Here is a 13155-nt window from a genome sequence, read left to right on the forward strand (position 1 = left end):
TCCCACAGTGTTCGCGGCCCGTTCTGTGGATATCTGGCGACTGCGAATCGCCCCCTGCCCCCGCTGGCGCGGTCAAAGAGTTGGTGATGGCGACAGCCTTGGAGGCCTACCGTCCGTATTCCCGAAAGAACCGCGGCAATTGCAGCGGGCCGCATCGTTCGACCAGCTTCCATTCGTCGCTCCGCAGCCAGGCGCCGTTGACGCGGCCGCCCTCTCGGTCCTTGGCAGGATCGAAATGCGTGCCCTCGAACTCAGCCGCAAAGACGTCAGCGTCAGCCTTGGTCGCGAAGCAAAGCCGAAAGTCCTCTTGCTTGCCGTTCGGCCATATTGCCCGTGACCTGCTGGGTCTTGGGGCGGGGTTCGAAGCGCCGGCAATACCGCTCAAGGAGATCGTAGTTCTCCATGCAGCACAGGTCGTTCGGCAGCGCGACCTGATGCGGTAAGTTCTGGCGGATGTACCAGCGCTTTGAATTCTCGCGCTTCTTGGAGGACGTCATTCTTCTTTCCACACAGGGATGCGCCTGATCTTGATCGCCACGAGTTTGCGGATCTTCAACCCGACAGCCTCGCCAGCAGTCGGCACTAACCGCGAGACGTCGAGATTGCCGCGCGTCCCAGTCGGCGTGTTCTCGCAAACCATCCGAAGGGCAAGGGAATCGACGTCCACGTCGCCGCAAGCGGATATGGCTCGGATCTGTTCGACTGCGGCATGAGAACGAAATAGGAACAAATGCCTTGCGAAGTCAACAGCCGCTAATATACCGTCCTCGGACGGAGTGTTGCAGCGCTACAACTGTGCATATTTTCACAACCGGGAAGGGAGACCGCAGGTTGCGCACGCATTTGGCGAGCGCTATAGAACCGTCAAATAATGAGGTGGGGCATGAAATCGATTCTATTGACCGCGACCTTCCTGTGCGCTGTCTCGGGCGCTGCGTTTGCAGCCGATACTGTGGAAGTTGCTCCTGTTTCCGCCGGTTTCATCTGGACCGGGGGATATGTTGGCCTTCAGGCTGCTTACGGCTGGGGCGATACACGATTTGACGACGGCGCCACCTCCAACTGGTTTGATGTGGACGGCTTTGCCGGCGGTCTTACAGCCGGTTACAACGTGCAGTTCGCAGGCAACTGGGTCGCCGGCATCGAGGCCGACCTCTCAATTTCCGGCGTTGACGGAGCCTTTGGCCCGGGCAACTTGGGTCAGCCGGACGGTAGCAGCTGGGGCTGCGGTTCCGACGCCTGTACGACCGACGTAGATTGGTATGCTACCGCCCGCGCTCGACTAGGCTATGCTTTTGACAATCTGTTGGTTTACGGAACTGGCGGTCTCGCTATTGGCCGGGTCAAGTCGCAGATCGTCGATGACTCGGCTTTCTACGTCTCCGACACGAACATTGGATGGTCTGCCGGTGCTGGCGTTGAATATGCGCTAAACCAAAACTGGTCCGTCAAAGCCGAGTATCTCCACGTCGATCTGGGGTGGACCGAACTCGCAAACGACTTTTTTAAATCGGAAACCAAATTCGACACTGTTCGCCTCGGGGTGAATTACAGGTTCTAAGATAGCCGACACGCAATCAAACCCCGGCTCCGGCCGGGGTTTTTGTATTCGGAGATTGCCATTCACATAGCGCGGACCTGCGCTGTCGTCATGCATCCGGTCTATTCGCCGGGCAGACGAGATCAATCCTCAATCGGGTCGAGAATGTCGGGCGTGTCATTTCGCGGTGATCCGACCTTCCGGCCGATCTTCCACATCGTCATCCGGTCCGACGGGAACGGCTTCATCAGGTCGGCAGGGTCCAATTCTGGCCCGATCCACCGGGCATAGTCGGAAGGTGCCAGGATGACCGGCATCCTGTCATGGATCGTCGCCATCAGTTCGTTCGGCGGACAGGTGACGACGCAGAAGGTCTGTACCAATTCGCCTGTGGCAGGGTTGCGCCAGATGTCGAGATGCCGGCCAGCGCGAAGGGGCGAGCCGTCCTTCATGGCGATGGCGTAGGGTTGCTTGTCCTTGCCCGTGCCATGGATGTCCCGCCATTCGAAATAGCCGTCGATCGGTATCAGGCACCGCCTGGAGGCGTAGGCGCGCTTGAACATGCCACTGGTAGCGTTGGTCCCGGAACGAGCATTGATCGACGGTGGCCTCCTCGAGCCCGCTTCCTTCTGCCAGGATGGGATCAACCCCCATTTGGCCGAGACGAACATCGCGCTGCCCTTCACCGCGTCATCCTGCACGATGATGGGATAGGTCAGGCTGGGGCGCGCCGTTGTAGCGCGGAAAGGCATTGTCGAGGCCACCAACGGCTGTTGGATCGGCGAAGCGAAAGCTACGCAGCATTTCGGCGAGGGTCGATTTGACAAAGACGCGGCCGCACATGGGCCAGCATACCCATCAATTCCACCGGAGCAATCGAGACGACAGGACTAGGGCCATCTTGCAGTTGGTGCGCCAAGTATCGAGCAGGCGGCGTCGTATTTGACGGAACGAAGTCGAATCCATATCACTCTCAATAGAGTGAGAGCGACGCGGCAAATATGTCTAGCATCACGTTGGAAGACTTCAATAATCTCGTCCATTCGGTCTATCAAGCAGGTTTGGACCCTCGGGAATGGTCGCTGTTCGTCGAGAATTTGGCGGGCTTTCTGGGTGGAACGATAGTCTGCTTGCAAGCGCATGACGCTGTCGCCAGCGCTGGCCTTGGATTGGTGTCGTCCAAAACAGATCCCGATTTCCTGAGCGCTTATGACGCGTATTATGCGGCCAAGAATGTCTGGGCACCAGGCTTGGCCAAAGCATCGACCGGGAAGGTCGTTCAGTCGGAACAGCTTTACGACAGAGATGAATTCTTCAGGACCGAATTCTACAATGATTATTTCAGCACTCAGGGGCTTGTGGCGGCCAGTGCCATCGTCCTGCACAACGCTCCAGACAGACTTCTGTTTCTATCAGGCAACATACGATGCAAGGAAGCCGAATGGGTGCGAGCACCATTGAGCCGGTTGCTCGACCTTCTTGGACCTCACATCTCGCGTTCATTCGACTTGCTGCGCCATGTCCCTACCTTGGTGAATGGTGAAGACTATCGCGCCACTGCCCAGCTTGCGGACGATGCGATGTTCTTTATCGACCGGTCGGGGCGGATCACTTACTCCAACCGGGCTGGCGATGCACTGCGTCGGGAAAATACGATAATCCGCGTCGATCGTGCGGGGTACATGCATTTGCTAGACTTGGAGGCCGATGCGGCGCTGCAAGCTGCTTTGGGCGCAATGGCCAGGGCAAATTACGCGCAATTGCAGCGGGACTTCGTAGTTCGATGTGCAACCGGCTCGCCTCTGCAAGCGATCCTCGCCCCGGTTCGTCACAATGCCAAGTCATTGATGTTCGATTGTCTATTCGAAGACCATCCGGTCGCAATGTTGGTTTTCCACCGCCAAACGGAATGCGCAAATTCGGATGTTCCATCACTCGACAGATACGGGATGACGCCGGCGGAGCTGGCGCTGGCCAAGGCTATAGCGGAGGGCATCTCCCCCCGCGAGTATGCCGACATCCGGTCGATCAGCATCAATACGGTAAGGACGCAGTTGAAGTCCATTTATGCGAAAACCGAAACCAGCAGGCAAAGCCAGCTCGCAGTGTTGATTGCACGCGAACACCCACGCCTTTGACAAAGTTGCGGTCGATGGATCGAGGTTTGGCAACGCTTGGCTCGGGTATTTTGCCAACACATGTCTTCTGGCCGGCCCGATCTAATATGATCACGGCACACGTAACCCACCTAGGTGATGCGAAGACCTTGTCCAAGCGCATAGGTTAGCGCATCGCGCGTTCAGGCCGATGTGACTGCTGGGCTGGGGATTAGAATGGAATTGAAGAAATTGGCTCTCGCAGCGTCGGCTGCGTGGCTAACAGGAACCTTTGCGGCCAGCGCCCAAGACACACACTCGGATGACAAGCGGAAATCGGTCCGAATAACGATCGACGGGCAGGTGTCCAACGATGAGTTCCAAGAGCGGCTCAGTGCACGAATCGTTGCTGCATTTGCCGATCTCCCAATCGCGTTCGGTGCGACCGCGGAGAAGGGGAATGGCCTTGAACGATTGATGCTCGGCAGCGCTGCAAATCTGAGCGAGGCATTGGGTTTTAGCATCACCGGTCAATTCGTTCGCGAAGATGCAGACAATGTCTTCGGATTGGCCACCGATCAAAACGTAGACACCTGGAGCATCGCGAGTTCCCTTGATCTGCGTCTCAACGGCTCATCAAAAATTTCCCTTGGCGTCGACGGCTGGAACAGTCCCTCAGTCCTGCTGGCGGATACGCCAATCTTCCAAACACGCTTCGACGGCGCCAGTGGAGCCCGCATTTCGGCTGGCCTGGAAACGTACCTCGACCCGACACTGAGGGTAGATGCAAAGCTAGGCTATGAACTGGCCGTTGAAAACGGCGACGATGGAATCTTTGCGAAGATCGACTTCAGCAAGGCCTTTGGAAAGCTTTCGGTCGAAGGCTCCGCTTGGACTTCGCCAAATTTCGGCGACGGCGGACAGATTGGGCTGGGCTATCGTTTCGACTCCGACCTGATTGCATCCGTCTATGCCGGCTATCGTGATGGCGCAACCGAAGGGGCCTATGCCGGTGCAAGGCTCTCCATGGAGTTCGGACCGAGCACATCCGAGGCCGACGGCGCACTGGCCGACCGCCTCGACCGGCAGATGCAATATGCCCAACTGACGATGCCTGGCGTTCCCAAGACGGCCCGCACCTCGACGGTCACCAAGGTCACCTTCCCCTTCGTGACCGCCTACGGTGACGTGTGCCAGACTGTCGAAGCGACACCCGGCTGTACGTTCTTCGGTGCCGACGGCACGCGCATCACTGTTGCCGAAGATCCTGACTACAACAAATTCGGAAATGGCGCCGACGACCTCTGGTATGTCAGGTTTGATATTTCGGGGCGCGGAGCAGTTTACAATCAGCTGGGGCAATTTCAGCGATATGAAGACGTTAGTGCGTTTTCTGGATATATGGGCGGAACGACGATAGGCGTTGGAAACACTGGGTTTTACTGGGAAAACGTAGTCAATGGGACATATTGGCTGGGCAAAAATAGTGTTCTCTATTCAGCCAATATGAGCGGATCCAACTTCGGACAGGCAATCAACTAGGTAATGCTACAGACAACGCCGAAGCCGACATCGATGTCCACACGACAACGGTCAGGCTGAATTACCGGCTTTGAGGGGTACACACTCCCCTAGCCCCGGCCTCGCGGGTTTTTGCTTGCACCTGAAATGCAATAGCCTCGCCGGCCGGAGCCCGCGGGCGAATGAGCGTCAGGCGCGTCGCAACGTGCGTGCTGCGCAAGAGCGTCCAGGAGCTGCTGGGCCATCGCGACGTCGCGACCACCACCAAATATGCCATGCGATGAAAGAAGACGTGCGTGCTGCGCTGGAAGCAACCAGCCCCACGAAAAGTCCCACAACGAGTGCAGCGACAGATCAGAATGCATTGGATTCTTTGAATAAAGCGCGCTGAGAGACTATACCGCCCAGTCAAGTGCGCTACCCGGCTGCGCTACACTCCGGACCGGTCGCGATGTATCTTGATAATGGCGTCCTGGTCAACCCAATTCGGCGGCTTTCCCGCCAAACTTCTCCATCGCCAGGCAAGATATTGATGCCGCTGGCCAAAATCCCAGTGGAGCCGTTTCAGCGCACCTGATCGAGCAGCCGCTTGCACTCGAGAAGGTCGAACAAGGCCTCCTGCAGCAGGGCGCGATTGTCACGGGAAAGCTTGCCGCTGTCGGCGGCAACGGGCCCGTCATCGTCGCCCTTGCCAAGCCCGAAGAAACGGCGGCTCGGCTTGGCCCGAGCCTCGCCGACCAGCATCTCCTCGTCGGCGCCGCGCGGCTGAGCTGCGGGCGTCATCGGTGCTTCGGCCTGCTTGCGCTGTGCGATCGCCTCGACAGCCTTCATGTCGCCGCTGCCGACCGCGACGAGGAACTGGTTGCCGTTGTCGCGCAACAGCTTCTGCACGCCCTTGATGGTGTAGCCCTGCTCGTAGAGCATGTGCCGAATGCCCTTGATGAGCTCGACATCCTGCGGCCGGTAATAGCGGCGGCCACCACCGCGCTTCATCGGCTTGATCTGGGTGAAACGCGTCTCCCAGAAGCGCAGCACGTGCTGCGGCAGGTCGAGGTCTTCGGCCACTTCGCTTATGGTGCGGAAGGCGTCGGGGCTCTTGTCCATGGTCGCCACTTTCGCAAAAACGATTCGTGATTCATTTCAGCGGTTTGCGCGGCAACATTCAAGCCCGGTGCGAATCACGCACCAGGCTTTCAACCGTTTAGAGCGAGGTATTCGCTATTTGGCGGCTTTCGACTTGCCGTTCTGGTGAGCCCGCAGGATACGGCTCTTGAGCACGTTGGACGCCTTGAAGGTCATCACCCGGCGCGGCAGGATCGGCACTTCTTCGCCGGTCTTGGGGTTGCGGCCGACACGTTCGTTCTTGTCGCGGACATGAAATGTGGCGAAAGACGACAATTTGACTGTCTCGCCGCGCACGATCGCTTCGCAGATTTCGTCGAGAACCGTTTCGACCAGTTGCGCCGATTCGGTGCGCGAAAGGCCGACTTTCCGGTAGACGGATTCAGCGAGGTCGGCACGCGTAAGTGTCTTTCCCCCCATGCGACGGTCCAATCCTCAAAAATCTGAAATTCAGCAAACGCGGCGGAGGTTAAGTAATTGATCCGTCAAGGTCAAGGACCGATGCCATGACCTTGGGGCGGACGCCATACGGGCTTGCCGAGGCGCCGAAATCACCACCTGAGAAGGACGGCACCCCAGGTAAAGCCACCGCCCATGGCTTCAAGCATGACGAGATCGCCCTTCTTGATGCGGCCGTCGGCAACGGCGGTGGAAAGCGCCAGCGGCACCGAGGCGGCGGATGTGTTGCCATGGAGATGCACGGTGACCACGGCCTTGTCTTCGGCGATGCCGAGTTTCTTGGCCGAGGCATCGATGATGCGCTTGTTGGCCTGATGCGGCACGAACCAGTCGAGCGTGTCGGCAGAAACGCCGGTCTGGGCAAAAACGTCCTCGATCACGTCGGTGATCATGCCGACTGCGTGCTTGAAGACTTCGCGTCCTTCCATCTTGAGATGGCCGACCGTGCCGGTCGTCGACGGCCCGCCGTCGACATAGAGCTTGTCCTTGTGGGTACCGTCGGAGCGCAGGCTGGCCGCCAGAACGCCACGGTCGGCGATAGTGCCCTGCCCTTCCTCGGCCTCGAGCACCAGCGCACCGGCACCATCGCCGAACAGCACGCAGGTCGAGCGGTCGCTCCAGTCAAGGATGCGCGAGAAGGTCTCGGAACCAATGACCAGGACGCGCTTGGCAAGACCGCCCTTGATGTAGAGGTCGGCAGTCGTGACGGCATAGACGAAGCCGCTGCACACCGCCTGCATGTCGAAAGCGAAACCGTGGCGCATGCCGAGCCGGTTCTGGATCTCGACTGCGGTCGCCGGGAATGTGTTGTTGGGCGTCGAGGTCGCCAGCACGATCAGGTCGATGTCGTCAGGCGTCAAGCCGGCATTGGCAAGGGCGGCACGGGCGGCCGCCTCGCCCAGCGAGGCCGTCGTTTCGTCGTCGGCGGCGATATGGCGCTGACGGATGCCGGTGCGCTGGGCGATCCACTCGTCCGAGGTCTCGACCATGCCTTCGAAATCGGCGTTCTTCATGATGCGGCGGGGCAGCGCCGAACCGATGCCGCGCACAACTGATCTGATCACTTTGAAAAATCCTATTCCTGATCTTCGACCGCAGCAGCGGGGCGCCCCATCTGAGCATGTGGGTTGCGTGCATGAAACAAATCCAGATCGGCCTCGATGCGGTCGAGCAGCCGGTTCCGGACCATATCATAGGCCATTTCGATGGCGGCAGCGAAGCCGTCCGCGTCGGCCCCGCCATGGCTCTTCACCACGATCCCGTTGAGGCCGAGGAACACGCCGCCATTGGCGCGACGCACATCCATCTTCTCGCGCAGGCGGTCGAATGCGCCCTTGGCGAAGATGTAGCCGATCTTGGCCATCAGCGTGCGGCTCATCGCTTCGCGCAGATAGCCGCCAATCTGGCGCGCGGTGCCTTCGGCGGTCTTGAGCGCGATGTTGCCCGAAAAACCCTCCGTGACAACGACGTCGGTGACGCCCTTGCCGATATCGTCGCCCTCGACGAAGCCCTGGTAGGTCATCGATGCCATGTTGGCCTCGCGCAGCATGCGTCCGGCTTCCTTGACCTCCTCCTGGCCCTTGATCTCTTCGACGCCGACATTGAGCAGGCCGACGGTGGGCCGCTCGATGCCGAACAGCGCCCGCGCCATGCCGGTGCCGAGAATGGCGAAATCGATGAGCTGGTGGGCGTCGGCACCGATGGTCGCGCCGACATCGAGCACCACGCTCTCGCCACGCGTCGTCGGCCAAAGGGCGGCGATCGCCGGCCGATCGATGGTGGCCATGGTGCGCAGGCAGAATTTCGACATCGCCATCAGCGCGCCGGTATTGCCGGCGGACACGCAGGCATCGGCGGTGTCGGACTTGACCGCCTCGATGGCCTTCCACATCGAGGATTTCCAGCGGCCCTGGCGCAGCGCCTGGCTGGGCTTGTCGTCCATCCTCACCGCAACCTCGCAGTGAACGAACTCGCTGACGGCGGCCAGCCGCGGATGCTTGGCCAATTCGGGGCGAACCACTTCCTCGCGGCCGTAGATGATGAAGCGAATATCGGTGCGCCTGGTGGCGACCTTGGCCAAGGCGGGAATGATCACGGAAGGGCCGTGATCGCCACCCATGGCATCAATGGAAATCTTGATCACGCGTCGGTCATCTCACTGTTGGCGTCGCAGGGCAGGCAAAAGTCCGGCGAAAATAGCGGTTCTGGACGACCGCACAACCGGGATTACGCGAAACGGCGGGCGTTTTCAAAGTTTCTTGGATATGAGGCGGAGCTTTTTCTGGAATTCGCTCTCGATCGGCTCGATGTCGTCGTCGCCGGAACTGGCGACCGCAGCACCCGTCTTGCGCGGATAAGGATCGATGGCCAGACCGAAGAATTCCTCGGCAAGGGCGCCTGCGTCAATCGTGTCGCCGGTGAAGGTTTCCGGGCTGTCGGGACCATCGGCATCCAGCAGGATTTCGCCGGCAGAATTGAAGCCCTGCCTGGCAAGCTTGGAATCTTCGGGCAGATAGACGCCTTCGATATCCTCGTCGATGGTCGCTTCGACCGGGTCGAGCGTGACGATGCATGCCTGGGTGATCCGAGCCTGCACGCGGCCGCTGACCTTGACGCCGTTGCGCTTCCATTTGGTGATCAAGAGGTCCGCCTTGTAGCGTTCTACCGACACCAGGTCGTGGGCCTCGGCAAGAGCTGCGCGCTGCGCCGCATCTGCATCTACGACAACGGCCATGCCCTTTTGTGGCAGCCGCGCGATGTTGACCGGGAAGGAAACCGGGCTTCGGGTCTCATCAAATTTCATGGGTCGCCTCCTTCAGGCTGCCTGCGGCACCGGATATGTCAGTTTGCCGGCACATATATCCTGCGAAGGCAGCTCTGCCAGAGCGCGATTCGCCGCAAAGACATAATCCGCGAGTTCCGAGGCCTGGGGCCATTCCTTGGCATCCGGACGAACGTTGCGCATCAGCGCCGCAGCAAGGGCCGCATGATCGACTCGCTCGAGCGCGTCCTTGTAGGACTCAGTGCGGCCGTAGAACATCTTCGCCAGCTTCTTCATGCGCTTGGGCACGCCGACATCGCTGATGCCGAGCTCACGCAGGGAATGATCGACATCGAGGAAGAACTCGTCGATCAGCTGCTGGGCAATGTCGGCGGAAGCCCCGGTTTCGCCGCGCAGGCGATGCTGGAACAGGAACATGTGCAGGGAAAGCATCTCGAAACGGCCAAGCGGCGTATCGGGCACGTCCCAGGCGGAATAAAATGGCTCCTGCCGCGCCGCTGCCACGATTCGTGTATAGAGCGCGTCCGTGATGGCGCGGTTGGCTTGGCGTTCACGGCCAAACAGACGCTGGAACATTTGAGGGCGGTCTCCCGGGGACCCGTTTCGCTAAGTGGCCTTGTTGCATCGGCGCGCAAGCTGGTTTACCGGTTTTGCGGCTTCGCGCAAGCAGAGGCTCTGGCACGACAGGATGGAGTTGTTGTTGCACTCGCTGAAATTCAAGATGCCATTTTCGTTGCGTCCGGCTGGCGCAGTTTCGCTAATCGTGGCCGCAGCCGCGCTTTCGGCGTGCAACACCTCGAAGACCTTCGGTGACCTGACCCCCAGCGAGACGCTGACCCAGGGCTACGTCATCGACCAGCAGTCGATCGATTCCGTGCCCGTTGGTTCCAGCCGCGAGCAGGTCTTGCTTGCGCTGGGCACGCCGTCGACGACAGCAACCTTCGACAACGAGGTGTTTTATTACATCTCGCAGACGCGCAAGCGCGCCGTCGCCTTCGCCAAGCCCAAGCTTGTCGAACAGCGCGTGCTGGCCGTCTATTTCGGCGCCGACGGGCGCGTCACCAACATCGCCAACTACGGCATGCAGGATGGCAAGGTGTTCGACTTCATCTCGCGCACGACGCCGACCGGCGGCAAGGACCAGAACTTCCTCGGCCAGCTGCTTGCAGGCGCGGGCAAGATGGGCTCGAGCGCGGCCAGCAGCATTTTCGGCGGCAGCTAGGCCCGCACAAGACTTTTCAGAAATCTCAGGCAACAGGACCCGCGGGAGCAATCCCGCGGGTTTTTCTTTGCGCCCACCACCGGCACGCGAAAAAACCCCGCCCGCATGGTGCGCGGACGGGGCTGAATCGAGCAGACAGCATCGGCAGGCCAACCGCCTGCCGGGTTTGATCAGCTATGCGCCAGGACGGCGAGCAGCAGGAGCGCGACGATATTGGTGATCTTGATCGCCGGGTTCACGGCCGGACCGGCGGTGTCCTTGTAGGGATCGCCGACGGTATCGCCCGTCACCGATGCCTTGTGCGCCTCCGAGCCCTTCAGGTGCTTGACGCCGTCCTTGTCGGTGAAGCCGTCCTCGAACGACTTCTTGGCGTTGTCCCATGCGCCGCCGCCCGAGGTCATCGAGATGGCCACGAACAAGCCGTTGACGATGACGCCGAGAAGCGAAGCGCCGAGGGCCGCGAAAGCCGAGGCCTTGGAACCGGAGATCAGAAGCACGCCGAAATAGACGACCAGCGGCGCCAGAACCGGCAGCAGCGACGGGATGATCATTTCCTTGATCGCCGCCTTGGTCAGCAAATCGACCGCACGGGCATAGTTGGGCTTTGACGTTCCCTTCATGATGCCCGGATCCTCGCGGAACTGCTTGCGCACCTCCTCGACGATGGCGCCCGCGGCCCGGCCGACGGCGGTCATGGCGATGCCGCCGAACAGATAGGGGATGAGGCCGCCGAAGATCAGGCCGGCGACGACGTAAGGGTTGGAGAGGTCGAACGACACCGTGCCGATATCAGCAAAGTACGGGTACTGCGCACTGTTGGCGGCGAAGTACTGCAGATCGTAGCTGTAGGCGGCAAACAGCACCAGCGCGCCGAGACCGGCGGAGCCGATGGCGTAGCCCTTGGTGACAGCCTTGGTGGTGTTGCCGACCGCGTCGAGCGCGTCGGTGGAATGGCGCACTTCCTTGGGCAGGCCGGCCATTTCGGCAATGCCACCGGCATTGTCGGTGACAGGGCCGAAGGCATCGAGCGCAACGATCATGCCGGCAAGGCCGAGCATCGTGGTAACCGCGATCGCCGTACCGAACAGGCCGGCAAGCTGGAACGTCGAGATGATGCCGCCGACGATGACGATCGCCGGAAGTGCCGTCGATTCGAGCGACACCGCCAGGCCCTGGATGACGTTGGTGCCGTGACCGGTGACCGACGCCTGGGCGATCGAGTTGACCGGCCGCTTGTTGGTGCCGGTGTAATACTCGGTGATGACGACGATCAGGCCCGTTACCACGAGGCCGACGAGGCCGCAGATGAACAGGTTCTGGCCCGTAATCAGCACGCCGCCACCGGTGCCGATCTCGCCCCAGCCGACAGTCAGCGACGTCGCCGCCCCAAGACCGACGATGGACAACAGGCCGGTGACGATCAGCCCCTTGTAGAGGGCGCCCATGATCGAGCCGTTGGAACCGAGCTTGACGAAGAAAGTGCCGATGATCGAGGTGATGATGCAGGCGCCGCAGATGGCGAGCGGATAGAGCATGACATTGGAAAGCACTTCCGTGCCGCCGAAGAAGATGGCGCCCAGGACCATGGTGGCGACGACGGTCACCGCATAGGTCTCGAACAGGTCGGCGGCCATGCCGGCACAATCGCCGACATTGTCGCCGACGTTGTCGGCGATGGTGGCCGGGTTGCGCGGATCATCCTCGGGAATTCCAGCTTCGACCTTGCCGACGAGATCGCCACCAACATCGGCACCCTTGGTGAAGATACCGCCACCGAGACGGGCGAAGATCGAGATCAGCGAGGCGCCAAAGCCGAGCGCCACGAGCGAATCGATGACAACGCGATCAGCAGGCCCGTAGCCCATCGGGCCGGTGAGAATGAGGTAGTAGACCGAGACACCAAGCAAGGCGAGGCCGGCAACCAGCATGCCGGTGATGGCGCCCGACTTGAAGGCGATATCGAGGCCGGCGGCGAGGCTGTTGGAGGCGGCCTGGGCGGTACGAACATTCGCGCGAACCGAGACATGCATGCCGATGAAACCGGCGGCCCCCGAAAGCACTGCACCAATCAAAAAGCCAATCGCCGCGGATGCGGAAAGCAGCCACCAAGCGAGCAGGAACACGACGACGCCGACGATGGCGATGGTGGTGTATTGGCGCGCCAGATATGCCTGCGCACCTTCCCGGATGGCGGCGGAGATTTCCTGCATGCGCGCATTGCCCTGATCGGCTGCGAGAACCGACTGAGTCGCCCATATGGCGTAAAGGACAGATAGCAGGCCGCAGGCGATGACGACGTAAAGCATTGTCATTGCCAATTCTCTTCCCTGATTGTGCCCGGAATTCCCCTCCCCGGGCTAGTGAACGAGACCGGCAGCCTCTACGCGGTTTCCGGCCCCTGGCGAACAATCCG

General features: G+C 60.5%; 12 protein-coding genes and 1 pseudogene. 4 read left to right on the forward strand and 9 right to left on the reverse strand.

Annotated elements, in window-relative coordinates; translation table 11 throughout:
- Positions 1-272: 272 nt before the first annotated feature.
- A complete protein-coding gene (locus GGQ99_RS07880) occupies positions 273-497 on the reverse strand; it encodes a hypothetical protein (RefSeq protein WP_183261827.1) in 225 nt (74 codons plus the stop codon).
- Positions 498-883: 386 nt separating this feature from the next.
- Between GGQ99_RS07880 and GGQ99_RS07885 the strand changes: the two genes are divergently transcribed.
- Positions 884-1561, forward strand: a complete 678-nt coding sequence (locus GGQ99_RS07885; RefSeq protein ID WP_183261829.1) for an outer membrane protein — start codon at positions 884-886, stop codon at positions 1559-1561.
- Positions 1562-1683: 122 nt separating this feature from the next.
- Here GGQ99_RS07885 and GGQ99_RS07890 read toward each other — a convergent pair.
- A pseudogene (locus GGQ99_RS07890) lies at positions 1684-2383 on the reverse strand (SOS response-associated peptidase).
- A gap of 158 nt (positions 2384-2541) precedes the next feature.
- Here GGQ99_RS07890 and GGQ99_RS07895 point away from each other — a divergent pair.
- Positions 2542-3678 (forward strand): helix-turn-helix transcriptional regulator, encoded by a 1137-nt coding sequence (locus GGQ99_RS07895; protein ID WP_183261831.1) that lies wholly within the window; start codon positions 2542-2544, stop codon positions 3676-3678.
- 195 nt (positions 3679-3873) lie between these two features.
- The gene (locus GGQ99_RS07900) at positions 3874-5178 is read left to right on the forward strand and encodes a hypothetical protein (protein ID WP_183261834.1); all 1305 of its coding nucleotides are present in this window, start codon (positions 3874-3876) and stop codon (positions 5176-5178) included.
- Positions 5179-5721: 543 nt separating this feature from the next.
- On the opposite strand, the gene GGQ99_RS07905 is transcribed toward GGQ99_RS07900, so the two are convergent.
- From GGQ99_RS07905 to GGQ99_RS07930, 6 genes are all read right to left on the reverse strand, one after another.
- Positions 5722-6261, reverse strand: a complete 540-nt coding sequence (locus GGQ99_RS07905) for a MerR family transcriptional regulator (RefSeq protein WP_183261836.1) — start codon at positions 6259-6261, stop codon at positions 5722-5724.
- 114 nt (positions 6262-6375) lie between these two features.
- The gene (locus tag GGQ99_RS07910) at positions 6376-6699 is read right to left on the reverse strand and encodes an integration host factor subunit alpha (RefSeq protein ID WP_055971437.1); all 324 of its coding nucleotides are present in this window, start codon (positions 6697-6699) and stop codon (positions 6376-6378) included.
- Positions 6700-6830: 131 nt separating this feature from the next.
- Positions 6831-7802 carry a beta-ketoacyl-ACP synthase III gene (locus tag GGQ99_RS07915; protein WP_108608482.1) on the reverse strand — a complete coding sequence of 324 codons (972 nt, stop codon included), beginning with the start codon at positions 7800-7802 and terminating at the stop codon, positions 6831-6833.
- 11 nt (positions 7803-7813) lie between these two features.
- On the reverse strand, positions 7814-8881 hold the full coding sequence (gene plsX, locus GGQ99_RS07920) for a phosphate acyltransferase PlsX (protein WP_183261838.1): 1068 nt from the start codon (positions 8879-8881) through the stop codon (positions 7814-7816).
- Positions 8882-8986: 105 nt separating this feature from the next.
- Entirely contained in the window at positions 8987-9541 is a 555-nt protein-coding gene (locus GGQ99_RS07925; RefSeq protein WP_183261840.1) for a YceD family protein, read from the reverse strand.
- 12 nt (positions 9542-9553) lie between these two features.
- A complete protein-coding gene (locus tag GGQ99_RS07930) occupies positions 9554-10096 on the reverse strand; it encodes a ubiquinol-cytochrome C chaperone family protein (protein WP_183261842.1) in 543 nt (180 codons plus the stop codon).
- Positions 10097-10208: 112 nt separating this feature from the next.
- Between GGQ99_RS07930 and GGQ99_RS07935 the strand changes: the two genes are divergently transcribed.
- On the forward strand, positions 10209-10742 hold the full coding sequence (locus GGQ99_RS07935) for an outer membrane protein assembly factor BamE (RefSeq protein ID WP_183261844.1): 534 nt from the start codon (positions 10209-10211) through the stop codon (positions 10740-10742).
- Positions 10743-10912: 170 nt separating this feature from the next.
- On the opposite strand, the gene GGQ99_RS07940 is transcribed toward GGQ99_RS07935, so the two are convergent.
- A complete protein-coding gene (locus GGQ99_RS07940) occupies positions 10913-13054 on the reverse strand; it encodes a sodium-translocating pyrophosphatase (protein ID WP_108608486.1) in 2142 nt (713 codons plus the stop codon).
- Positions 13055-13155 lie beyond the last annotated feature (101 nt).

The organism is Aminobacter niigataensis, assembly GCF_014200015.1.
GTDB classification, from domain to species: Bacteria; Pseudomonadota; Alphaproteobacteria; order Rhizobiales; family Rhizobiaceae; genus Aminobacter; species Aminobacter niigataensis.

Excerpts from the sequence above, each read along its gene's own strand:
- GGQ99_RS07880 (WP_183261827.1), bottom strand. The coding sequence starts at position 497 with ATGACGTCCTCCAAGAAGCGCGAGAATTCAAAGCGCTGGTACATCCGC.
- GGQ99_RS07885 (WP_183261829.1), top strand. The coding sequence starts at position 884 with ATGAAATCGATTCTATTGACCGCGACCTTCCTGTGCGCTGTCTCGGGC.
- GGQ99_RS07895 (WP_183261831.1), top strand. The coding sequence starts at position 2,542 with ATGTCTAGCATCACGTTGGAAGACTTCAATAATCTCGTCCATTCGGTC.
- GGQ99_RS07900 (WP_183261834.1), top strand. The coding sequence starts at position 3,874 with ATGGAATTGAAGAAATTGGCTCTCGCAGCGTCGGCTGCGTGGCTAACA.
- GGQ99_RS07905 (WP_183261836.1), bottom strand. The coding sequence starts at position 6,261 with ATGGACAAGAGCCCCGACGCCTTCCGCACCATAAGCGAAGTGGCCGAA.
- GGQ99_RS07910 (WP_055971437.1), bottom strand. The coding sequence starts at position 6,699 with ATGGGGGGAAAGACACTTACGCGTGCCGACCTCGCTGAATCCGTCTAC.
- GGQ99_RS07925 (WP_183261840.1), bottom strand. The coding sequence starts at position 9,541 with ATGAAATTTGATGAGACCCGAAGCCCGGTTTCCTTCCCGGTCAACATC.
- GGQ99_RS07930 (WP_183261842.1), bottom strand. The coding sequence starts at position 10,096 with ATGTTCCAGCGTCTGTTTGGCCGTGAACGCCAAGCCAACCGCGCCATC.
- GGQ99_RS07935 (WP_183261844.1), top strand. The coding sequence starts at position 10,209 with ATGGAGTTGTTGTTGCACTCGCTGAAATTCAAGATGCCATTTTCGTTG.
- GGQ99_RS07940 (WP_108608486.1), bottom strand. The coding sequence starts at position 13,054 with ATGACAATGCTTTACGTCGTCATCGCCTGCGGCCTGCTATCTGTCCTT.